Source organism: Kribbella orskensis, from assembly GCF_004342085.1.
Classification (GTDB): domain Bacteria; phylum Actinomycetota; class Actinomycetes; order Propionibacteriales; family Kribbellaceae; genus Kribbella; species Kribbella orskensis.
Genome location: NZ_SLWM01000003.1, coordinates 445,919 through 467,441, shown reverse-complemented (window position 1 = coordinate 467,441; position 21,523 = coordinate 445,919). Strand labels below are relative to the sequence as shown.

19 protein-coding genes are annotated in these 21,523 nt (G+C 68.8%); 7 read left to right on the top strand and 12 right to left on the bottom strand.

The window, feature by feature from the left end:
• Positions 1 to 54 precede the first annotated feature (54 nt).
• From EV644_RS11105 to EV644_RS11095, 3 genes are read left to right on the top strand one after another with little or no spacing between them, the layout of a single operon-like run.
• Positions 55 to 1,050, top strand: coding sequence for a helix-turn-helix transcriptional regulator (locus tag EV644_RS11105; protein WP_199239742.1), 996 nt, complete (start codon positions 55 to 57; stop codon positions 1,048 to 1,050).
• A 44-nt stretch (positions 1,051 to 1,094) separates the two neighbouring features.
• Positions 1,095 to 1,934, top strand: a complete 840-nt coding sequence (locus tag EV644_RS11100; RefSeq protein ID WP_158292785.1) for an NAD-dependent epimerase/dehydratase family protein — start codon at positions 1,095 to 1,097, stop codon at positions 1,932 to 1,934.
• A 50-nt stretch (positions 1,935 to 1,984) separates the two neighbouring features.
• Positions 1,985 to 2,704: a hypothetical protein gene (locus EV644_RS11095; RefSeq protein WP_132191752.1), complete on the top strand. Its 720-nt coding sequence runs from the start codon at positions 1,985 to 1,987 to the stop codon at positions 2,702 to 2,704.
• Between the two features lie 81 nt (positions 2,705 to 2,785).
• Here the strand turns inward: EV644_RS11095 and EV644_RS11090 are convergent, their stop codons facing one another.
• Positions 2,786 to 3,193 carry a hypothetical protein gene (locus EV644_RS11090; protein WP_132191753.1) on the bottom strand — a complete coding sequence of 136 codons (408 nt, stop codon included), beginning with the start codon at positions 3,191 to 3,193 and terminating at the stop codon, positions 2,786 to 2,788.
• Positions 3,194 to 3,242: 49 nt separating this feature from the next.
• Positions 3,243 to 3,779, bottom strand: a complete 537-nt coding sequence (locus EV644_RS11085; RefSeq protein WP_132191754.1) for a DoxX family protein — start codon at positions 3,777 to 3,779, stop codon at positions 3,243 to 3,245.
• Positions 3,780 to 3,864: 85 nt separating this feature from the next.
• Here EV644_RS11085 and EV644_RS11080 point away from each other — a divergent pair, with 85 nt between their 5' ends.
• On the top strand, positions 3,865 to 4,506 hold the full coding sequence (locus tag EV644_RS11080; protein ID WP_132191755.1) for a MerR family transcriptional regulator: 642 nt from the start codon (positions 3,865 to 3,867) through the stop codon (positions 4,504 to 4,506).
• An 11-nt stretch (positions 4,507 to 4,517) separates the two neighbouring features.
• On the opposite strand, the gene EV644_RS11075 is transcribed toward EV644_RS11080, so the two are convergent.
• Positions 4,518 to 8,363, bottom strand: a complete 3,846-nt coding sequence (locus tag EV644_RS11075) for a replicative DNA helicase (protein WP_132191826.1) — start codon at positions 8,361 to 8,363, stop codon at positions 4,518 to 4,520.
• A 588-nt stretch (positions 8,364 to 8,951) separates the two neighbouring features.
• On the opposite strand from EV644_RS11075, the gene EV644_RS11070 reads away from it, so the two are divergent.
• Positions 8,952 to 10,319, top strand: coding sequence for an MATE family efflux transporter (locus EV644_RS11070; RefSeq protein ID WP_370451475.1), 1,368 nt, complete (start codon positions 8,952 to 8,954; stop codon positions 10,317 to 10,319).
• A gap of 115 nt (positions 10,320 to 10,434) precedes the next feature.
• A complete protein-coding gene (locus tag EV644_RS11065; RefSeq protein ID WP_132191756.1) occupies positions 10,435 to 11,160 on the top strand; it encodes a hypothetical protein in 726 nt (241 codons plus the stop codon).
• 59 nt (positions 11,161 to 11,219) lie between these two features.
• On the opposite strand, the gene EV644_RS11060 is transcribed toward EV644_RS11065, so the two are convergent.
• The gene (locus EV644_RS11060) at positions 11,220 to 11,612 is read right to left on the bottom strand and encodes a YrdB family protein (RefSeq protein ID WP_132191757.1); all 393 of its coding nucleotides are present in this window, start codon (positions 11,610 to 11,612) and stop codon (positions 11,220 to 11,222) included.
• A gap of 127 nt (positions 11,613 to 11,739) precedes the next feature.
• Between EV644_RS11060 and EV644_RS11055 the strand changes: the two genes are divergently transcribed.
• The gene (locus EV644_RS11055) at positions 11,740 to 12,429 is read left to right on the top strand and encodes a TetR/AcrR family transcriptional regulator (RefSeq protein WP_132191758.1); all 690 of its coding nucleotides are present in this window, start codon (positions 11,740 to 11,742) and stop codon (positions 12,427 to 12,429) included.
• Positions 12,430 to 12,483: 54 nt separating this feature from the next.
• On the opposite strand, the gene EV644_RS11050 is transcribed toward EV644_RS11055, so the two are convergent.
• From EV644_RS11050 to EV644_RS11015, 8 genes are all read right to left on the bottom strand, one after another.
• Positions 12,484 to 12,858 (bottom strand): DUF4913 domain-containing protein, encoded by a 375-nt coding sequence (locus EV644_RS11050; RefSeq protein ID WP_132191759.1) that lies wholly within the window; start codon positions 12,856 to 12,858, stop codon positions 12,484 to 12,486.
• Positions 12,848 to 14,707, bottom strand: coding sequence for a type IV secretory system conjugative DNA transfer family protein (locus EV644_RS11045; protein WP_132191760.1), 1,860 nt, complete (start codon positions 14,705 to 14,707; stop codon positions 12,848 to 12,850). The genes EV644_RS11050 and EV644_RS11045 overlap by 11 nt, the downstream gene beginning before the upstream one ends.
• A gap of 163 nt (positions 14,708 to 14,870) precedes the next feature.
• Positions 14,871 to 16,481 (bottom strand): putative type IV secretion/conjugal transfer ATPase, encoded by a 1,611-nt coding sequence (locus tag EV644_RS11040; protein WP_132191761.1) that lies wholly within the window; start codon positions 16,479 to 16,481, stop codon positions 14,871 to 14,873.
• Positions 16,482 to 16,497: 16 nt separating this feature from the next.
• On the bottom strand, positions 16,498 to 18,018 hold the full coding sequence (locus EV644_RS11035) for an SCO6880 family protein (protein ID WP_132191762.1): 1,521 nt from the start codon (positions 18,016 to 18,018) through the stop codon (positions 16,498 to 16,500).
• Entirely contained in the window at positions 17,993 to 19,483 is a 1,491-nt protein-coding gene (locus EV644_RS11030; RefSeq protein WP_132191763.1) for a TrbL/VirB6 family protein, read from the bottom strand. The genes EV644_RS11035 and EV644_RS11030 overlap by 26 nt, the downstream gene beginning before the upstream one ends.
• 1 nt (position 19,484) lies before the next feature.
• Positions 19,485 to 20,357 carry a TrbL/VirB6 family protein gene (locus EV644_RS11025; protein ID WP_132191764.1) on the bottom strand — a complete coding sequence of 291 codons (873 nt, stop codon included), beginning with the start codon at positions 20,355 to 20,357 and terminating at the stop codon, positions 19,485 to 19,487.
• On the bottom strand, positions 20,357 to 21,202 hold the full coding sequence (locus EV644_RS11020) for a DUF8175 domain-containg protein (RefSeq protein WP_132191765.1): 846 nt from the start codon (positions 21,200 to 21,202) through the stop codon (positions 20,357 to 20,359). The genes EV644_RS11025 and EV644_RS11020 overlap by 1 nt, the downstream gene beginning before the upstream one ends.
• A 51-nt stretch (positions 21,203 to 21,253) precedes the next feature.
• On the bottom strand, positions 21,254 to 21,514 hold the full coding sequence (locus EV644_RS11015) for a TrbC/VirB2 family protein (protein ID WP_132191766.1): 261 nt from the start codon (positions 21,512 to 21,514) through the stop codon (positions 21,254 to 21,256).
• Positions 21,515 to 21,523: the final 9 nt, after the last annotated feature.

The following is a 21,523-nucleotide window of genomic DNA, read 5'->3' as shown; positions in this document are numbered from 1 at the left end:
GTTAGGAGCTCTTGCGGACACATCTTGTCCGGAAGATATGCGAGTCTGGATCTCGTGAGTGCCCGCAAGGATCTGCCCGGACGACTGCTGCGGCTGCTGTCGTTGCTGCAGAGCCGTCGTGAGTGGTCCGGCCGCGAACTGGCCGAGCGCCTCGGCGTCACCGACCGCACTGTACGCCGGGACGTCGAGCGGCTGCGGTCCCTCGACTACCCGGTGACCGGTACGACGGGGTTGGCCGGCGGGTATCGGCTGGCCGCGGGGAAGAACGTGCCGCCGCTGTTGCTCGACGATGACGAGGCGGTCGCCGTGGCGGTCGGGCTGGCCGGGGCCGCGGGCAGTGGGGTGTCCGGGCTCCAGGACAGTTCGATGAGTGCGCTGGCCAAGTTGGAGCAGGTGCTCCCTGCCCGGCTGCGGCCGTCGGTTGCTGCCGTCGGCGCGGCCGAGGTGATCACCCGGTATGGGATTCCTGAGGTGGATGCCGCGGGACTCGCCGTACTGGCCGCCTGTTGCCGGGATCGGGAGATCGTTGCCTTCAGCTACTCGGGGCGTCGCGGGGCGAGCAGTGACCGGCGGGTGGAGCCGCATCGGCTGGTGACGATCCACGGGCAGTGGTACCTGCTCGCGTACGACCCGGATCGGGCGGACTGGCGGACCTTCCGGGTGGACCGGATCTCGCGGATCGCGCCGACGCGGCATCACTTCTCCGCCCGGGAGCTCCCTGCGGCGGACGCAGCGTCGTACCTGCTGGAGTCGTTCGCCGCGGCGTCCTACCGGCACACGGCGGTAATGCGGGTGCAGTTGCCGGCCGAGGTTGTGCGCGACAGCTTCTTCGGAACGATCCCTGGCACGATCGAACCCGCTACCGGTTCTAGCGGGGAGGTGGCGTCTGTGGTGCGGTTGAGCACGGAGGCGCCGGCGCTGTTGATCCAGTACGTCGCGGGGATCGCCGCGCTCGGCGCGGAGTACACACTGGAGGCATCGCCGGAAGCAGCCGGCCTGATTCGCGACGTCGGCCTCAACCTTGCCCGGGCTGCGTCCGACGCGGAGTAGCCATCTGTCCCCGACCATCCGTTCCCGACCATGAAACGGCAGCTGTGAACCACGTCCTGATCACCGGAGCGACCGGCTTCGTCGGCTCCCGCCTGGCCCGCCACCTGTCCACCACCCACAAGGTGATCACTCTGTCCCGAGGGCGATCGACCGGCCCATGGATTGCTGTCCAAGGGGACTTCGGGTCCGAGGCCGACCTCGCGCAACTGGATACGTATCAGCTCGACGCGGTGGTTCACCTCGCCGCGGAGACCGGCGGAACGACCGAGGAGGCCGGGCTCGCGGTGAACGTCCTCGGCACCCGACGGCTGCTGCGCTACCTCGCGGATCGCGGGGTGCGGCGGTTCGTGGTCGCGAGCTCGATCGCGGCGAGCGGTTGCCTGTCGCCCGAGTTTCTGCCGCGGCGACTCCCGATCCCCGCCGACCACCCGTGCGACGCGCACGATGCGTACGGGCTGTCGAAGGCGCTGATGGAGGAGGTCTGCGTGTACTTCCAGCGCCTCGATCCCGAGCTCGCCATGACGGTCCTCCGGCTCGGCGTCGTCGTACCGGAGAGCACTTCGCCGGTTGCCCCCGAGTCGCTCGGCGGGATCGACCTGCCGTTCACGAGTCTTGCCACGGTCGCGGTGCAGGACGTGGTCGCGATCATCGCGCGGGCGCTCGAGTTCGAGCCCGGATTCCACCGGTTCAACGCCGTCGCGCCATGGCTGCCGACTCCCCTGTCGGTGCGGGACGCGCTCGACGCCACACTGGGCGCCCGGGGCAATGGCCTGGATCTTTCGGGGTACGAGGAGAGCGGGCCGACTTCGTTCTACGAGACGGCGGAGCTGGTCCGCGCGACGGGATACCCACAGGTCGACGTACGCAGTACGACTCCTGCTTGAGTGGTGGGACAGAATTCGGGCGAGGCGGCAACAGACGGCGAGGACAGCAGATGAACTCGGAGCAGCCGGACCGCAAGCGCCTGGCCGAGCAGTTGCAGGAGGACTGGGAGGCGCTGCGCAGCGTTGGCGACCTCTTCACCGGTACTGCGCTCGGCTACAGCGCTGAGCAGCTCCGGCCGGGAAGCGGCTGGCCCGAGGACCTCCAGGACACGCCGATCATCCTCGCCGTCGACGGCCCCGGTACTGCGCTCACCGTGGCGGCGCGGGCTACGCGGGACCTGACACTGGTGCTCACGGACGAGCCGGACGCGGTGCGCGGCGTACTGGATGAGGCAGGGCGCCCGGAAGTGTCGGTGTCCGCTGACCCCGAGGCGATCGTCGACCTGGTGACGGCGACCGAGCGGCCGAAGCGATGGATCGGCCTCGGCTCGGCGGACCACCTGACCCAGGTGGTCGACTCCGACCTCGTCGGGCGGCTGCGGGTGACCCAACTGCAGGTCCCGAGCGGAGCTGCCCCGGTACTGGCGGCCGCGGCGGCGGGTCGCCTGGCGCTCGACCTGGTCAGCGCCAACCCGGCCGACGGGGAGGCCGGGCCTGCTGTCGCGATCGCGGCGGCGCTGCTCATGCCTTTCGTCGACTTCCACCAGGTCAATGTGGGGGTCGACGAGAGCGGACGCTTCCAGTTGCGGCACGACGGCTTCCTGCTCTGGTGGGGCATCACCAAGGAGCCGGGAGCCCTTCAGGCGTGGGTTGATCAGGCCCTTGCCTGAGTCGCCGTGCCGTCATCATGGTGTTCGGCCTGGCCATACGGTGATCTGGCCATGCGGTGATCTGGCCATGCGGTGATCTGGTCATGCGGTGATGAGGCCGATGCCCAGGGTCAGGACGCCGGCGGCCAGGGAGAGCGCTCCGAGGTACAGGACCCAGATGAACTGGTTCGGCTTGGTGCGGTCCTTGCCTGCCGACGAGGCGAAGAACCCGCCGGACATCACGATCGCCGCCACCGGGATGCCCAGGCGGCCCACCCACAGCCAGAATCCGTCCAGGCTGGTCGAGTCCACGTAGAGCAGTCCGACCAGGCTGAGGATGACCAGCACGCCGGCGTGTCCGTGACCGGCCCGCGCGAACGACTTCTGGAAGTCGGTCATCGGCACGTCACCGCGGACGATCTTCGTCATGAACCAGCCGCCGAACTGGATCGTGACGATGGTGAGCAGGATCGCTCCGGCGATGGTCCGGGAGGCCTCGCTCAGCTCCATGGTTGTTGCTCCTTCACTGCGGTTGCTGGGGGTTGTGGTTGGTCGTTGTTCAGTGGTCGACGAGTTCGGGCTGCGGCTTCTGGCGGACCGCGCCGAGCAGCCTGCGGGTCGGCGTACTGTCGGCTGAACGGGCCGCCCACAGCACGACCGCGATGTAGAGCAGTTGCTCGGGGATCCGTTGCCACAGCGGGGTCGCCGTCTCGCCGTTGGCGAACGAGATGTCCGCGACGGCCTCATAGATGTTTGCCGGGAGCAACGTGACGAACAGCGCCGCGAGCCCCAGACCGGCCGCCCACCTCGTTGCCGTCAGCACCAGTCCGAGCGCCCCGAACAGTTCTAGCACTCCGGTCAGGTACACCAGCGCGTCCGCGAACGGCAGGAACGGCGGCACGATCCGGACCATGTCCGCGTGGTTCGGCATCACCGTGACCGAGGCGGGAACGAAGTGCGCGCTCGCGGTGAGCAGCAGCATCACCGCCATTCCGTGCGCGGCACTCACCGGCCAACTGGCGAACCTCCGGACCCCGAGCGCGCCCAGCGCTCGGAACACCAGCGTCGCCAGCACCAGTACGACATCGACGATCATCAGCTTCCTCCTGTCATGGATAGTCGCACTATCCGCTATGGATACTGCTACTATCCATCAGGAGTCGAGGAAAGGCAAGGGAGATATGCGGATCGCTGAGTTGAGCCGGGTGTCGGGGGTGCCAGTGCCGACGATCAAGTACTACTTGCGCGAGGGCCTGCTCCCCGCCGGCGAGCTGACCAGCCCGAACCAGGCGGACTACGGCGACCAGCACCTACACCGGCTCCGGCTGATCCGGGCGCTGGTGGATCTAGGTGAGGTGCCTGTAGCCGGGGTGAAGCGGATCATCGAGGCTCTCAACTCGGACTCCCTGTCCCTGCACGACCAGATCGGCCGCGCCCACCGGGCGATCACCCCGCAGCCGCAACTCACCGCGAGCACCGAAGTCCGCGCCGAGGCAGCAGCTCAGGTCGACGAACTGGTTAGGTCCCGCGGCTGGACGATCGACCCCGACGCCCCCGCCCTCACCACCCTGATCGAAACGGTCGCGGCCTTCCGCACCCTCGACCAGGACCACCTGGCCGGCTTCCTCGACTCCTACGCCGACGCCGTAGAGAAGTTCACCGAACTAGAGGTAGCCGCCGTCACCTCCCGCGCCGACCGAACCACCCCCGACCAGATCGCCGAGTCCGTGGTCATAGGCACCATCCTCGGCGAGACCCTCATCTCCACCCTCCGCCTCCTAGCCCAAGAATCAATCTCAGCCCAGAGGTGGAAGGTCGACTGACCCAAGCAAGCTCAGGAGTCGTGGGCCATGTCGACGAAGCGGGAGTAGTGGCCCTGGAAGGCCACGACTACGTCGGCGGTGGGGCCGTTGCGGTGCTTGGCGACGATGAAGTCGGCCTCGCCGGGGCGGGTGGACTCGCGTTCGTAGGCGTCCTCGCGGTGAAGCAGGATGACGACGTCAGCATCCTGCTCGAGGCTGTTATGGACAGCAACTCCTTCGGCGACGAAGTTGTGGGTACCCATCACGGTGGCGTCGTAGACCTCTTGCTCGCCAAGGCTCTCGATCGAGGTGATCGTGTCCCAGAAGATGTCGTTGGTGGCGAGCACCTCGAGGTCCGCGTCTCCGAGCACGTCGGCAACCTTGGCAAGGCGCTGGCGACTGGGCGCGTGCTTCCACAGCGTGGACCCGGAGAACTGGGTACCCATCGCGGCAGCAAACTCCCGATGCGTTACGTTGCGCTCGCTCAACACCGTGCGCACCTGCGACCAGACTTCCTTCGGAATCGTGTCGAGGTTGGTGTTGGCACGCACCGTGCGGAGTGCCGTCGCCACCTCGACAGCCTTCAACCCACGCAGGCCATGGACGCCGATCTCGTCACAGAACCGCAGCTGGTTCTCCGCGCCGTAGAGGTGAAGGTGGTACGAGTCGCGGTAGCCGGCCTTCTTCGCAACCTTGATCCGGCTGAAGATGTTGTAGCGGAGCAGAAGTCGGGCGAGATCGTCGACCAGCCGACGGCTGGTCGAGGCGTAGTAGATCCGCCCCTGGCCGGTCTTGGCATCCCAGCGAACCGAACCGTCCGTCGCCCAGAGGTGCCGGATGAAGGCGCCGACCTGCTCTTTGGGAAGGCCGAACACACCTTCGGGGACGAACTTCTCGTGACTGCGGAGACCGAGCAACCCCAGCGTGTCGAGCCAGGCTGCGATCGGGTTTCGCTTGCCCCGAGCCAGCCGGTACGGCGCGGGCAGCCGCAGGGTGATCACGCGGGCGGCGGCGTACTCATCGCGGATCGGGGTGATGCCGAACCGGCGCTGCGCGGCCGAGGCGACCGCCGACAAGTTCTCCTCGTCGATGCTCGCGTAGCGGATCGGCCGGCGCTTCACGAAGGAACCGTCGCCGAGCAGGTGCGCGAGCAGCGTGACCTCATCGTCGTCCCACGGCTTGATGTTCAAGGGCGGCGGCACGTGACGGAGCGAGCCCAGTCGGTCACCCGGCACCAGCTCACCCAGCGGCTTCCATCCGTCGTAGGTGAGGAAGGGATGATTCGCCGTTGCCTTGATCTCCCGTCCGGAGGCGAGCTTCAGGCGGAAGACCTCCTTCACGCCACTGGGGAAGACGTGCGTCATCGTGCGCGGCACCAGCTTCAGCCGGTCATCGAGCGACCAGACCGGAATCTCCTTGGCGTCCGCCGCGAGCAGGTCACCGAGCGAGATCTCCGCGCCGGTGTCGGCTCTCATCAACCGGGTGTCTGCGGTCAGGCAGCCTGATTCGCGGAGGTCGGAGGCCATCGGGCGCTTGTCGGAGCGTTGCTCGGAGCCTCGGTTCAGCTGGCAGATCGCGATCACCGGGATCTCCAGCTCCTTGGCCAGCAGCTTGATCGAACGGGAGAACTCGGAGACCTCCAGCTGGCGGGACTCGACCTTCTTGCCCGACGTCATCAGCTGCAGGTAGTCGATCACGATCAGCTTGAGGTCGTGGCGCTGCTTGAGCCGCCGCGCCTTGGCCCGGATCTCCATCATGGTCAGGTTCGGCGAGTCGTCGATGAACAGCGGCGCCTCGGACACCTCGCCCATCTTGCGCGCCAGCCGGGCCCAGTCCTCGTCCGTCATCTTGCCGTTGCGCATGTGGTGCAGCGGCACCTTCGCCTCAGCCGAGAGCAACCGCATGGTGATCTCGTTACGACTCATCTCCAGCGAGAAAATGCAGGACGTCAACCCGTGCTTGATCGAAGCCGACCGGGCGAAATCCAATCCGAGCGTGGAGTTGTGGGTCGGAATCATCGACTTGCCGGCCAGATACAGGTGATCGTCATTGGCCACCTCGACACACCGCACTGGCACGCTGCCGATCCGCTTGACCTGCTTGACCAGCCGATTGCCGATCCTGACGGTCGACGCGGGTCGCCGCTCCTTGTGGGTGATCATCTTCCGCGACAGCTTGAAGACGTCGTCCACCGTGCTGAAGGTGAGGACATGGCCGATCGATGACTCGGGAGACCTGCCGGCCACCAGGCGGGTCCGATGACCGCACTGGTAGCCGAGGCTGACGATCAGCTCATAGACATCGAGCGCCAGCCGCTCGTTGGTCAGTGTGATCTGGCAACTGCCGGTCGGGTTGACGGTGCCGTCCGTGTCGAGGAGGCCCGCGAGCAGCTCCCGTCGCTGGGCCTCCGATGCCCGCAGATACTCACCAGGAATGTGCTTGTTCCCGAGCACTCCGATCTTCCGCAGTACTGCCTGCACCGTGCCATGGTCCCCGTGGCAAGACTGGCAGCGGAGCCCGCCCGCGTACGAGTTCCCACAGTCCGGGCAGGTCGGAGCCGCCACGGGCGCCGAGACGAAGCGCGCCTTGCCTCCACAGCTCTGGCCGCATGTGCGAACCTCCTTGGTTCGCGGCAGGAAGGTCCTCCCACAGACCACGCACGTACGCCGTACTCGCTCCTCCCTCGGAAACTGCATCGAGTAGTTCAGGGAACTCTGCTGACGGACCGCCAGACCGGTCGCCTCGATGAACATCGCGACCTCGGGGTCGGCAGAGGTGAAGCGCGCACTGGCGGAATGCCCGTCACCGAGCCAGACCCCCAGGGCATACGGCGGCAGCGGGAGCTCGATCGGCGGCAAGGCGAGTGCGGTCGCATTGTCGATCGAGTGATTGACCCGCTTCTCGTTTCCGGGGCAGTGAAGAGTGTCGGCGATCTCCGCAGTGGTCCTGATCTCGGCGAACTGCGTCTGGTTCCGGTACCGGTTGTAGTTCTTCTCGGCGGACCACCGGGACTTGCGGGAGACGCGGGTCTCCGTCCGCCACTGGTGTTCAGCGTCCGCGATGAGCGTGCTGCCGTCGGAGAAGGTGAGTTCGTAGCAGGGGCGGTCGTGCATGACCTCGGTTGCGGCGACGACCTTCGTCGGTCGGCCGTCTGCGCCGATCAGGTGGTCGCCCACGGCGACTTCGCCCATGGTCGTCCAACCGGTCGGCGTCGCCAGCGGGGTGTCGAGCGCCAGTGCTTTACCCATCGCCGGGCGGGCCGCGATGATGATCATCTGGCCGGGGTGCAGGCCGTTGGTCAGTTCGTCGAGGTCGGTGAAGCCGGTCGGTACGCCGACCATCGCGTCGCCGCGGGAGTCGATCGCCTCGATCTCGTCGAGGGCGCCCTCCATGATGTCCTTCAGCGGCGCGTAGTCCTCGGTGGTGCGCTTCTCGGTGACCGAGTAGATCTCCGCCTGGGCCTGGTCGACGACGTCGTCGACCTCACCCTCACCGGCGTAACCGATCTGGACGATCTTGGTGCCGGCCTCGACCAGGCGGCGCAGGATCGCCTTCTCGCGGACGATGTGCGCGTAGTACCCGGCGTTGGCCGCCAGGGGCACTGACGCGACCAGGGTGTGCACGTACGGCGCGCCGCCGATCCGGGCCATCTCGCCGCGCTTGGTCAGCTCGGCCGCGACGGTGATCGCGTCGGCCGGCTCACCGCGGGCGTAGAGGTCGGTGACCGCGTCGAAGACGATCTCGTGCGCCGGGCGGTAGAAGTCGGTGCCGCGCAACGTCTCGATCACGTCGGCGATCGCGTCCTTGCTGAGCATCATCGCGCCGAGCACGCACTGCTCGGCCGCCAGATCCTGCGGTGGGGTGCGGTCGAAGCCCATCGCCGGGTTGCGTTCCTCGTTCCCGCCGCCCTGGCCCCCGCGGAACTCCGCAACGCTCACTCGTCCGACCTCCTCGTCCTGCACCTGCACCGCACCTGCACCGCACCTGCACCGCACCTGCCAACTCGAGCCGGCCCCGACCCAACCGGCCCGACCCAACCGGCCCGACTCGAACACCTGCTCGAATCCTAGCCAATCCCGCCGACACTTTCGCTGGCAGCATCCGCAGGCGGACTCGCCCCGAGACTGCGGGCGGACGGTGTCAGTCACGCGACCGTACGCCCCTTGTCCCGAACCCCGGTAGCCGGTCGTCCACACCCCCTGTGGAAGAGCTGTGGGAAACCCCGGGAACGGGTGTGCACAGGTTGGGTATATCCCTGTGGATATCTGCTCGTAGACTTCCACAACCCTGCTCTGACCTGCGGTTTCGTCTGCGCACAACTGTGGAGAAGAAAAAGATTCGATACCCACAGGTCCGGTTGCCTGTGCACAGGCGTGGCCAGGCACAATGAGGCCCATGCCCATTACCACCAGGTCGTCCGGGCGCCCCGCCGACAGGCCGTGGCCCACCCTGGGGACAACTTCCGCGTGAGCGACCAGCGACCGGAGCCCGCCGAGCCTTCCGCCGAGCGACCTGCCGACCGTCCCACCGGCAGGGCGCAGGACCGCGAGATCCTCCGCCTGGCGGTGCCGGCGTTCTTCGCCCTCGTGTCCGAGCCACTCATGCTGCTGGCCGACTCGGCAATCGTCGGACATCTCGGCACGCCGCAACTCGCTGCGCTCGGGGTCGCCGGGACGATCCTGCAGACGCTCGTCGGGGTCTGCGTGTTCCTGGCGTACGGCACCACCTCCGCGGTGGCCCGGCGGATCGGCGCGGGCGATCACCGCGGAGCACTCTCGCAGGGCATCGACGGACTCTGGCTCGCCCTGCTGCTGGGCGTAGTACTGGCTGTGGCCGGGCTCCTGCTCGCACCGGCGACCGTCGGGGCGTTCGACCCGTCGCCGGACGTGGCGGACCACGCCGTGACATACCTGCGGATCTCCTGTTTCGGCATCCCGTCGATGTTGCTCCTACTGGCGGCGACCGGAGTACTGCGTGGGTTGCAGGACACCACGACGCCCATGGTGGTGGCGATCTCCGCCAACCTGGCGAACATCGCGCTCAACCTGGTACTGGTCTACGGGCTCGACCTGGACATCGCCGGCTCCGCCCTCGGTACTGCGCTGGCCCAGACGGCCGCAGGCGTCGCCCTGGTCTGGGTGGTGGTTCGTGGCGCCCGCAGGGACGGCGCCAAGCTCCGCCCGGACCGGCCCGGCATCCTCGGCTCGGCCCACGCCGGCATCCCCCTGGTCATCCGCACGCTGACCTTGCGGATCGCGATCGTGCTCACCACGTACGTCGCGACCTCCCTCGGCACTACGTCCGTCGCGGCGCACCAGGTCGCCTTCACGCTCTGGTCGTTCCTCGCCCTGGCGCTGGACGCGATCGCTATCGCGGCGCAGGCGTTGACCGGCCGCGCACTCGGCGCCGGGGACGTCGCCGGCACCCGGGCGATCACCAGGCGGATGATGTGGTGGGGTCTGGTCTCGGGGTTCGTCGGCGGGTTGGCGCTTTGGGGTCTGCGGGATGTCTACGTGCCGTGGTTCACCTCCGACCCGGAGGTCCGGCACACGCTGGCCGCGATCCTGCTCGTCGCCGCGATCTGGCAGCCGGTCAACGGCGTCGTCTTCGTGCTGGACGGAGTACTGATCGGCGCGGGCGACGGGCGGTACCTGGCAGTGGCCGGCGTGATCGCGCTCGTGCTGTTCGTGCCGATGGCGCTGAGTGTGCTGTGGTTCGATGGCGGCGTGGTCGCCCTCTGGTGGGCCTTCGGCGGCTACATGCTGCTGCGGCTGCTCACGCTGATGACCCGCGAACGCGGCGACGGCTGGCTGGTCACCGGCGCCACCCGCTGACTCGACCCCGGACTCCCCGCTGAGAGCCGAATAGTCGACATCTGGACTCGCCGGGGAGGGCTGGGCGGCTGACCTGGTTTTGCGGCATCGTGGGGGCGGGAACGGAAGGAGCCGCATGGCTGACACGGACGACGAGCAGACCGTCGAGCTCGGGCCCGACCACCGCGGGAAGCGGGAGGACGAGCTCGCGCCGGGCGCCGAGGCAGCCGGCGAGGACCGCCGCGCCAAGGAGTGGGAGGCCGGCGGCGACCTGGACAGCCCCGACCTGGCGGCCGGTACGTCGGACGACGAGGAGGCGGCCGAGGACCATGAGGCCGAGCAGCAACGCATCCGCGAGGAGATCGAGCAGGACGCCCGCGAGGAACGCGAGCTCCAGGACGCGCGGTACCGGCAGGACGTGAACCGGGCCGACGCCGAGATCGCCGAGGCGATGCGGCTCGCCCATATTGCCGAGGGCAACCGCAACGACTACCGGGCCGAGGCGGCCGGTGAGCGGCGACTCGCGCGCAACGACGCGGCCCACTCCGCCCACCTACGGGCCGGAGCCGCCGGCCGGGATGACCCGCAGGCCGACGCGGATCGCGCCGCGGCCGACCGTTTCCAGGCGTCGTCGTACCGCCAGGACAGGCTCGCGAACTACGACGACGCGGTCGCGAGCTCGTACGGCGCCGAGGCCCGCGACCGGCGGAACGAGGCAGCCGAGGTGCGCCGCCCCGAGCAACCACCGGCGGCCGAGGCGGTCCGCAATCCCCCGCAGGCGGCGCCGCGAGCCCGCAAGAACCTCAAGCAGCAACGCCGCCGCAAGACCAAGGAACTCCGCGACTTCGGCCTCGGCGACTGACCCGCGCCCGGCGCCGTCGGTGCCGGGCGCAGTACACCTCAAGCAGCGCCGGCCAGTTCTCAGCGGCTGATCGCGCTGGTGGCGGTGGAGCCTTCGGCAGCAGGGCTGTCGGGGCTCAGGTTGCCGGTGTGGATGACGAGCAGGTTCGCGGCGACGACCACGACGAAGACGATGCCGAGGATTCGGTGGTCCAGGCTCCAGAGAGCCAGACCGGCCAGGCCGAAGAAGGCGACCTTCATGATCGCGGTGACCAGTGGGCCGCCGTGGTTCGCGGTCGGGGCGGCGAACAGGCCCCAGAGGACGGCCGCGACCACCGGCAGGCCGATCGCCAGGAGCAGGCGCACGACCGTGGTGTTGCCGGCCTGCCAACCCCACCAGGCGAAGATGCCGAGCCCGGCCAACTCCACCGCGAAGGCCAGTCCCAGGTTGCTCCACCGCCAGATCTCGTGCATGTTCCACTCCTCCGATTTTCGAGAGCACCGCTCTCTCTTGTTGCCAGTGTGCGTGATCGGTCGACCAAAAGCAAGAGCACTGCTCTCTAAAGTTGCCGCCGCTCCGGTCAGCCGGGATGATGCCGGGATGGAGACCCCGCGGCAGCGCCAGCACCGCCAGACGATGGCAGACGTCCTCCGGATCGCGCACGGGCAACTCGTCACCGAGGGCAGCGCGGGTCTGTCGCTGCGCGCGATCGCTCGCGAACTGGGGCTCGTGTCGTCGGCGATCTACCGCTACGTGCCGAGCCGGGACGAGTTGCTCACGCTGTTGATCGAGGAGTCCTACACCGCGTTCGGCGACGCCGTCGAGGCTGCGGAAGCCCGCTGTCGCCGCGAAGACCTGGGCCGTCGCTGGCTCACGCTAGGCCGAGCCGTACGCCGCTGGGCGGTCGCGAACCCGGCCGAGTGGGCCCTGCTCTACGGCAGCCCGGTCCCTGGGTACCACGCGCCTCCTGAGCGGACCACGGCCGCCGGGAGCCGGGTGCCGTTCCTCGTGCTCCAGTTGCTGGCCGATGCCGACCTGGAGCCCGCGCCGGACGACCCGCCCATGACGGCTGCGCTTCACCGCGAGCTGGACAGGCTCCGCCCCGGTCTGCCGGGCGACCTCAAGCCAGAGGTGCTGGCCCGAGGCCTACTGGCGTTCTCGTCGCTCTGCGGACTGGTGAGCCTCGAACTCTTCGGCCAGTTCACAAACACCGTCACCCAGTTCTCCGCGCACCTGGATCACCAAGTGACCCGCCTGGGCACCACCCTCGGCCTCCCCGAGCCCACCTGACCCACACAGCCGCATCACCCGAGCCCCCTGTACGGCGTACCGGAGTACAGGGGGTCAGATGCCGCGGAGGTTCGGCTGACGCTGGTCGAAGAAGAGGCCGGCGGGTGGCTCGTTGACCGGCAGCGGCGGGATCGGGTAGTCGCTGTGCTGGCCGCGGCAGGCGGCGAACGGGCCGTCAGGGTCCAGCAGCGCCATCATGTGCGGGTCCGCGTGGTCGCGCCACCAGACCGACATTCCGGTCGCCGGGTCGAGCCGCAGGTGCTCCCAGGCGCGCCAGATCGAGTCGAGCCGGCTCAGCGCCTCGGCGTGCCGGTACCACTCGGGGCACCAGACGAACTGCTGGCCGAGGCGACGGCAGTACAGGTAGACGAGCCGGTCCTCGACGAAGGCCGCGACGTGCGGGTAGAAGAGTTCCTGCTCACCATCCACGACGCTGCTCCTCGTTCTGCTCCCAGACCGGCGTCGGCGGGCCGGACGGCGCGGCCGGAGCCGGCGGGGCGGCCTGTGGCGAACCGGCCGCGATCCAGGCGCTCGCGCCCTGCGGAACGATCGCCTGCGCGGAGGCGCCGGGGTCGTGGCGGGCGAAGGACGCCTTCACCGCACCGGCGTCCGGGCGGACCATCCACGGCACGGTCTTGATCATCGTGGCCGGGATGCCGGACGGGAACACCACGGCCCGGCCGGGCGGCATCGAGGCCAGGTCCGAGACCTCCATGATGTGGTGCCGCTGGGTCTGCTTGCTGGTGCCGCGCTCGCCCTTGTTGTACGAGACCGAGTTCGAGGTGATGTCGTAGTCGCCGATCAGCTTGCTCAGCCGCTCGAGGAAGTTCGCGTCGGACACACCGCCGCCGTACACCCGGATGTTCGCGGCGGACCAGAGCTTCTCCATGCCGCGCTCGCCCCAGCACTCCACGCCCTGGGCCCAGGACTGCAGGATCGTCATCAGCACGATGCCGCGGGAGCCGAAGTGGCTGTAGAGGTCCGGCAGGTCCTTCCAGCGGCAGACGTTCGCCGCCTCGTCCAGAACACCGACCAGCGGGCTCGGCATCCGGCCGCCCGGGCAGGTCTTTGCGTAGTCCTCGGCGGCCTCGACCACGGCCACCGTCAGCGCGGTGACCAGCGGGCCCGCAGTACCGGCGCCTTCCTTGGACAGGCTGTACAGCGTGCCGCCCTCGCGGACGAACTGGTGCGGGTTGAACTGCGGCCTGTTGTCGTTCGGGCCGGTCGGGATGACCCAGCGGGTGACCTTGCGGTTCACCAGGAACTGGGCGCTCTGCTGGGCGGTGCCATAGACGCCGGCGCGCTGCTTGTCGGGCGCGTTGATGACGCCGGACAGCGCGTCCGCGGACAGTTGCAGGCCGGGCGTGGATCGCAGGATCCGCTCCGGCTCGTCGTTGCGCTGGTCCGCAAGCCAGGTGTAGACCTGCGTGATCGGGCGCTTCGCCACCGCGGCGGCGAGCAGCAGGCCGGCCAGCAGATCGGTGCCGGCGGCATCGAAGAAGGCGTCGGTGCGGGCGTTCTCCGAGCGCTGCGACGCGACGAAGTGGTCGGCCAGCTGGCGGGCCTTCACCTCGTCGGTGACGTAGCTCAGTGGGTTCCACCACCAGTTGGGCTCCTCGGCGCAGACCTCCTGCGGGTCGAACACCCAGACCGGTCCGTGCTGCGAGCGCGGATCCCGGGTGGCGTCGACGATGTCGCGCTTGTTGGAGGTCGCGATCACCGCGCCCGGCGCGTCGAGGATCGCCGGTACTGCGCGGGAGGTGGTCTTACCGGTCCGGGGACCCCAGACGTCGACGTGCATGTCTTCCCAGGAACCGAAGACCTCGAGGTTGTCCCGGACCGTCCGGCCGATCAGTACGCCGGGCCCGGCGTGCCCGGCGCCGAGGCGGTTCGCGATCTGCTGCGCGCCCTCGCGGGTGAGCTTGTAGATCTCCTTGCGCTTCGACATCAGCTGGGCGGACTTGTCCACCCGGGAGCCGGCACCCTGCATCCGGCGGACCAGGAAGAACCCGAGCACCACCAGACCGGCGATCACCGCCAGCTCGAGCAGGAGCATGCCGGTGGCGGCGCCGGACCAGCGCGCCGTGCCGTCGATCAGGTCGAGCAGGGCGTTCACCGGGTTGTTGGAGATCGGGCGGCTGTCGTTGATCGCCGCGGCGACCTTCAGCGACGACCAGATACCGCCGAGCACCAGGACGAACAGCCCGATGCCGATGAACACCAGCACCGACTCGACGGACAGCCCGCCAGGTCCGGTACTGCGCCTGCCCTGTGCCATCAGTGTCCTCCGTTCGGAGTCCGTGCGCCGGCTCCGGTGGTCAGGTGGGTGGATCGCAAGGCGGAGGAAGCGGGCGACGCTTTTCCATCGTTCGCTTTCGACAACGCCGCGAGGCGCCCGCCTGGGCGCCGGAGACAGTGTGCGGAGTTCGGACGGACGACGCTCACTCCTCAACTCCCGTTCTCGCTACTACCCGGGTGCTCGGGTCCGGTGGTGGCAGTTTGGTGGGGTCGTCGAAGGTGTACTCCTCGAGGACCTCCTCGGTGCCGTCCTCGGTGATCTCGACCTTCAGCGGGCGGCCGTCGGCGCCGGTTTTCCACAGCTTGTTGGTGTCGTTGATCTCGCGCTCGACCGAGGTCAGGCCGACGTGCACCGGGATGCCCGGGCGGCCACCGACCTTGACCAGGAAGTTGCCTCGCCCGGGAGGCGCGGCCTCCTCACCCGTCGCGGGATCCCACGCGGGCGGGTCCTGCCAGCCGATGAGCATGTTCTGCTCCTCGTCGGACAGCGGCACCACCGCGGTCAGGTTCTCCATCTCGGCCCGCGGCAGGCCGCCGCAGATGACCATGCCGGACCGCTCGACGAATCCCTTCGCCTTCATCCGGTCCTCGGGGTGCTCCAGGGCCAGCAGGTCGGACATGGTGTGCGAGATCATCGCCATCCCGACACCGCGCTGACGGTTCAGCCGGGTCAGCGCGTCGACCCGGTCGACCAGGCCGCGCCCGGCCCGCAGTACCCGCCAGAGCTCGTCGAGGATGACGAAGTAGTGCCGTCGTGGCTCCAGGCCGGCGTCCGCGAGCGCCTGCGCGACCGCGACCGCGCCGAACCCGTAGGACCAGCAGGCCAGCAGTACCGCGGCCTGCAGGTTGGTCTCGGAGTCGTCGATGTTGGACACGTCGAAGACGACCGGCCGGTCCATCGCCATCGGATGGTCGGTCTGCTCGGAGAAGATCTCGCCGAGCCGGCCGCCACCGACCAGACCGATCAGCGAGGCCTCGAGCCCTTCGGTGACCTGGCGATAGCGATCCATGCTGCCGCGGTCCAGGGCGACGTTGCGGACCCGGTCCGGCGCCTCCTGGACCACCTTCAGCAGGTCCCGCAGTACCGGCGTGCCCTCGTGGCGCTCGTCGAGCACCTTGAGGGCCTCGTCGATGATGGTCTCCTCGCGGTCCGACGGCGGTGCCGAGCGCATGATCGAGATCAGCGCGGACACCATCGTCTGGCGACGGCCGTGCGCGTCCGCCTGGATCGCCTGTCGGGCGCTGCCGGTCAGCCGCAGCGCCGCCCTCCGGGACTCGCCCGGGTCCAGCACGTTCAGGTGGCCACGACCGCGGCCGAGCTCGATCACCTGGCCGCCGAGGGCCAGGATCAGGTCCTTGTAGTCGGGCTTGAGGTCGCCGAGCACGAGCGGCTGGATCCCGTACCCCGCGAGGCCGAGCGCCATCCGCCGGGTGATCGTCGACTTGCCCAGACCCGGCTTGCCGAGCACGAACATCGACGGGTTCGAGATCAGCTTGGCCCGCATGAACCAGCTGATCGGGTCGCAGCACATGGTCGCACCGGACAGGATGTTGCGGCCGATCGGTACGCCGACCATCGGGCTGCCGGTGCCCGCCGCGAACGGCCACATGCCGCACACCTGCACCGTCGTACCGCGCCACTCGGCCGGGGCCTGCAGGTACGTCGAGTAGCCGCCGCCCATCCCGGGCCAGCCGCGGGGCATCGGGCGCTTGCCACCGCGCAGTGGATCGACCGGCTTGTTCTTCTTGCTCACAGAGCCTCCCGACGGTTCACAGGGCTTCCCGGAGACCGGCCGGGACGGACAGGTGGCTCTGGACGACGATGCCGAGCGGCAGCCCGGCGACGAAGGCGGAGTCCTGGGACCCGTAGGCCGGCCGGAGCAGCACCCGGGCGGTGGCGCCCAGGTTGTCGATCGCGGCGACCATGTCAGGCAGTTGCTCGGCCGTCATGACCGTGCCGGTGACCACCATGCCGAAGTTGACCAGACCCGCACCGCGAGCCTCCTCTTGCGCCGTACGGTCCGCGGCGCGCGCCTCGGCCATCGAGCGGGCCGACGGGCGAGCGGAGGCGGTCGCACGGAACGAGGCGTTGCGCTTGTCTGCCTCGACCATCCGGGCCGCGGTCGCGGCGTCCAGCGGCCGGTAGAGCAGGGTGACGCGCTTGCGGTCGATGTCCGGGTGCGGACCGACCAGCTGGGACAGCACCGAGGAGAAGACCTCACCACGGGGAGCCTGAGTCATCTGCCAGGTGATGGACCACGCGCTGTCGTGCCGGTACTTGTCCCAGAAAGCCTGGGCAGCGGCCGGTCCGGCATCGGTCCATTGCAGCTCGGGCGACATGCCCTGGCTCCGAGCCTCATCGATCAGTACCGCGGCCGCCGGGTCGTAGGCGATCCGCACGGTCTCGCAGAGCTCCTGCGCGGTGACCGGCCGGGCGGCACCCGCGCCGGTGGAGTTCAGGCTCTGGGTGAGGGCCGGGAGGCGGGACGCGAGCTCGCGGCCCATGTCCTCTTCCTTGCGGCGCTTGCCGTTGCGGTCGGTGCCCTTGAACGTCAGAGCCACCCGGGCCGACACCAGCGCCGAGCCCTCCGGGTAGGTCTGGATCACCTCGGACAGCATCGCCCGGGCGATCGCCGGTGTGTCGTCCTGCATGTTGTGGGTGACCTCACGGCGGAGCCGGATGCCGGTGTCCGGCGCGGACTCCACCGTCACCGAGGCGGCGATGATGCCCGGCTCGTGACCGAGGGACGCGAGCCACTGACCCCAGTGCGCCACCCAGACGTCGACCTGGTCCTCATCGACCAGCGAGGCGCCGTCCGGCTCCGCGTTGATGATGACGGTGAAGTGCCGGGTGCTGGGGTAGTAGAGCAGCGCGAACGGCCGGCCGTACGAGTCCTTGAACTCGCTCAGCTGCGAGGCCGCGGCGAGCCCGGGCAGCTGGAACTTGCCCCACGCCGTACGTCCGAGCGGACCGGACCGGTAGATGTTGTGCCTGGCCATCTTTGCTCGCTGCCATCCAATTCGCGTCGAGAGCCTCTGCAGGGTGGAGTGTCCGTGCTTGTCCTTGGTCATCAGCAACAGCAGGATCGCGCCGACGATCAGCAGGGAGATCAGCGCGCCCGGCAGACCGGCCGCCAGGGTGGCGATCATGGTCACCACCAGGCCGGCCATCATGATGCCGGTGCCGAGCGTGCCCAGACCGGCGATGCCCGCGCTGGCGGGCGCCCGCCAGTTGCCGTAGGTCCTGGGGGCGCTTCGTACGCCGTCAGCCGCTGCCACTTGGTCCCTCATCCATCGAGTCGTTGTCGATCGCCTCGGCGGCGCCGGCCTGAGCCGCTTCCTTGGTCATGTCGACGCCCTTCTTGACCGCGGCGGCTGTCGCCACGACCGCGATGCCGACCGGTCCGGCCGCAGCACCTGCTCCTGCCGCCGCGCCACCGCCGGCTGCCGCACCGCCACCGGCCGCGGCACCGCCACCGGCTGCCGCGCCGCCTCCTGCAGCACCGCCACCGGCTCCAGCGCCCGCACCACCGCCTGCACCGCCGCTGGCGCCACCGCCGGCTCCACTGGCGCCGCCACCGCCACCGCCGCCTCCTCCGCCACCGCTGGGCTGGGGACTGGAGTTCTGCGAGCCGCTCGGGCTGGAGCTCTGGGAGGACGATTTGCTGGCGCGGCCGACGTTGCGAGCACCGCTCGGCCCGTCACTCTCGCTGTCGGCGGACTGGGACACCTTGTCGGCGACCTTGTCCGCGCCGACCATCTTGGCCGCGAGCGCGCCCGCTCCGGCCGAACCCGCTGTGGCGGCGACCATCGGCGTGATGAACCGCATCAGGGCAGGCAACGCGAAGAGTGCGAGCACCAGCATCGTCACGCCGGTGATCGAGTTCATGATCTGGTCGCTGTTGAAGGACAGCGGGCCCTGTTGATGGCCCTCGCCGAAGGCGGCGCCGGTGAGCTTGAGCGCTGTGCCGTAGATCAGCGCCGCGACCGGTTTGTAGAGGATGAAGGCGACCAGCCAGGAGATTATCCGCTTGAACCAGGCCTTGCCCATCTCGGTGTGGGTGGCCGCCGCCGCGATCGGCAGCACCCCCAGCAGCAGGATCAGCATCGCGGTGCGGACCACCATCAGGACGACCTGGAGCATCGAGGCGAGCAGCGTGATGATGCCGATCGTGATCATCAGGCCGATGCCGGCACCGCCGGTCGCGGACAGGCCCAGCAGGACCACCATTGCGGCGCCGAAACCACTCGGGTCGACTTCGCCCGCGTTGCAGGTGAAACCCGCACCGGGAGTCCGATCCAGGCCGGTCAGCACGACGCAGCGGGAGAACTCGTCGCCGACCTCGATCAGCACCTGGGTGACCGCGATCGCCATCGTCGAGGCGACCGCCAGCGTGAGCAGTGAGCGGAGCAGGTCGCGGAGGTTGTCGCCGCGGTGCGACCAGGCCATCTGGGCGCCCGCCACGATCACGCCGATGGTCGCCGCGAAGACGGCGATCCACTGGGTGTGCTGCCAGATCCAGGCGACCGAGTTCGCGGCCGGCGCGCCGGTCGTCGCGCTGCCGACCGCCTGCGTCGGGACGAAGACCCAGAACGTGCCGATCGCGGCCATCATGGCGCCGACAGCTTCGGACAACGCGGTGAGAATGGGATCGAAGATCAACTTGATCAGCGCCTCAACTGCAGGGGTCAGGGCATCGAGCAGGAAGTCCTTGATGCACTCGAGCCAGCCGTCGTCGCAGAGCAACGGGTTCATGTCAGCCCGCCTTCGGTGAGACGAATCGGAGGATGGCGGGCAGGGCGACGACGGCCAGCACCATCATCGTCACGCCGGTGAGGACGGAGATCGTCACGCCCTCCGCGCCCCGGGGGACGCCGATCAACTTGATCGCGGTGGCATAGATGAGCGCGGCAACCGGTTTGTAGAGGATGAATCCGGCCAGCCAGGACACCGCCCGCTTGAACCAGGTCATCCCGACCTCGGTGTTCGTCGCGGACGCGGTCAGCGGCAGGATGCCGACCAGCAGGATCAGCATGCCGTAGCGGATCACCATCAAGACGAGCTGGACGATCGACGTGATCACCAGCAGGATGCCGATCACGATCACCAGCATCAGGCCGAGGCCGTCGGTCTCCAGCGGATCGACCAACTGGTTGCCGACCCGCTCGGAGAACGAGGAGCCGTCCAGGGCAGCGTCGATGATCTCCTGGGAGAACCAGTCCGCGATCTCGATCAGGGTGGCGGCGAAGGCGACGCCCATTCCCGACACGACCACCATGGTGAGCAGGCTCCGGAGGATGTCGCGGACCGGCTCACCGCGCTGGGAGACGGCCATCCGGATGCCGGCGATGATCACCGAGATGGTGGCGGCGATGACCAGGATCCAGAGCGTGTAGTGCTGGATGAAGGTGACGGCGTTGTTGTTCGCGACGTTCGGGGTGTCGATGTCGATCCAGAGCGTGCCGACGGTCTCCATGATCGCCTTGACAGCCGCCACCACGACCGACTTGATCGCGTCGAAGACGAATTTGAAGAGGCTGCCGACGACGCCGTTCAGCGCCTCGCCGAGATACTTGTGGACGCAGTCGTCCCAGTCCCAGGGCTTCCAGGAGCAACCGAGCGAGATCATCAGGCGCCCCCGAACCGGACATACCCCTGCAGCGACTGCAGCACGTCCGGCGCCACTTCACCGTTGAAGCTGCCGTCGGGCTGCAGCACGACCTTCCAGTCGCCCTTCAGCCAGAGCAGCGTCATCGGCAGGGCGGCCACGCTCTGCGGGTCGATCTGCACCGCGATCGAGACGATCGCCTTGGTCGGCTCGTAGTCGATCACCTTGAACCCGGTGAACTGCGAGGTATCGCCCTCGCCGCGGGGAGTCGGTGTCGACCTGACCTCGCGAAGCGCCCGGGTGAGACCGGCGCCCGGCGCGATCCGGGTCCGCAGTACGGCCTCGGTCAGGTGGGGATTGCGGATCTGGCCCAGGGTCACCATCGCGGCCAGCACGGCGCCGGTCGGCGAGTGGGCGAAGCAGTAGCGCACACCGTTGGCGTACGTCGCGGCCGGACCGCCCTGCTCCTGCAGGGGGATCAGCATGTCGGTCTCGAACTGCCAGCTCACCGACGCCGGGGCGACCCGGGGGATGCTCTGGTTCGGCGCCTTGCTCTTGCAGCCACCACGGCCGTTGTTGAGCGGCGGCGGAGTCGCCGTCGCGGTGGGCTCCCCCGGAGTGGCAGGAGGTTCAGTGGGCTCGTCCGTGGTCTCGTCGGTCGGCTCGACCACGCTCGGCGTGGCCGTCGGCTGCGTCGAGGGCGTGCCCCCGCCACGGCCGCCCAGGAGCAACCAGACCACCAGACAGACGACCACGGCGCCGATGACGATCGCCGACGCCACGAATCCGGTGCTCTCCCAGGGAGAGGTGGATTCCGCGTCGCCGGCGTCGTCATCGGAGGAGGAGTCGCGACTGAACCAAGCCACCAGAGATCAGCCTTCGGCGGGGCCGGACGGGGGAGTGTGCGGCCGGATCAATCAGACCAGCGCCTTGACGAACCCGGAGGCGGTGCCGATCACGATGCAGCCGGCCAGTACCCAGCCGAGCCGGGCGGCGTGCTCGCCACCCTCACCGCGGCGCTGACCGATCGCCATCATCGCGCCCGCGATGATGACACCGAGGATGCAGACCGAGATGGAGATCGTGGTGACCCAGCTGACCACCGTGTCGACCTTGCTCTGCACGCCGTCCGGCAGCGGCTCGAGCGGGACCAGCAGGGGAATGAACTTTGCCAACATGAGCGATGA

Coding starts and splice junctions, on each gene's coding strand:
- EV644_RS11095 (WP_132191752.1), top strand. CDS start 1,985: ATGAACTCGGAGCAGCCGGACCGCAAGCGCCTGGCCGAGCAGTTGCAG.
- EV644_RS11090 (WP_132191753.1), bottom strand. CDS start 3,193: ATGGAGCTGAGCGAGGCCTCCCGGACCATCGCCGGAGCGATCCTGCTC.
- EV644_RS11085 (WP_132191754.1), bottom strand. CDS start 3,779: ATGATCGTCGATGTCGTACTGGTGCTGGCGACGCTGGTGTTCCGAGCG.
- EV644_RS11080 (WP_132191755.1), top strand. CDS start 3,865: ATGCGGATCGCTGAGTTGAGCCGGGTGTCGGGGGTGCCAGTGCCGACG.
- EV644_RS11075 (WP_132191826.1), bottom strand. CDS start 8,363: ATGGGCTTCGACCGCACCCCACCGCAGGATCTGGCGGCCGAGCAGTGC.
- EV644_RS11065 (WP_132191756.1), top strand. CDS start 10,435: ATGGCTGACACGGACGACGAGCAGACCGTCGAGCTCGGGCCCGACCAC.
- EV644_RS11060 (WP_132191757.1), bottom strand. CDS start 11,612: ATGCACGAGATCTGGCGGTGGAGCAACCTGGGACTGGCCTTCGCGGTG.
- EV644_RS11055 (WP_132191758.1), top strand. CDS start 11,740: ATGGAGACCCCGCGGCAGCGCCAGCACCGCCAGACGATGGCAGACGTC.
- EV644_RS11045 (WP_132191760.1), bottom strand. CDS start 14,707: ATGGCACAGGGCAGGCGCAGTACCGGACCTGGCGGGCTGTCCGTCGAG.
- EV644_RS11035 (WP_132191762.1), bottom strand. CDS start 18,018: ATGAGGGACCAAGTGGCAGCGGCTGACGGCGTACGAAGCGCCCCCAGG.
- EV644_RS11030 (WP_132191763.1), bottom strand. CDS start 19,483: ATGAACCCGTTGCTCTGCGACGACGGCTGGCTCGAGTGCATCAAGGAC.
- EV644_RS11025 (WP_132191764.1), bottom strand. CDS start 20,357: ATGATCTCGCTCGGTTGCTCCTGGAAGCCCTGGGACTGGGACGACTGC.
- EV644_RS11015 (WP_132191766.1), bottom strand. CDS start 21,514: ATGTTGGCAAAGTTCATTCCCCTGCTGGTCCCGCTCGAGCCGCTGCCG.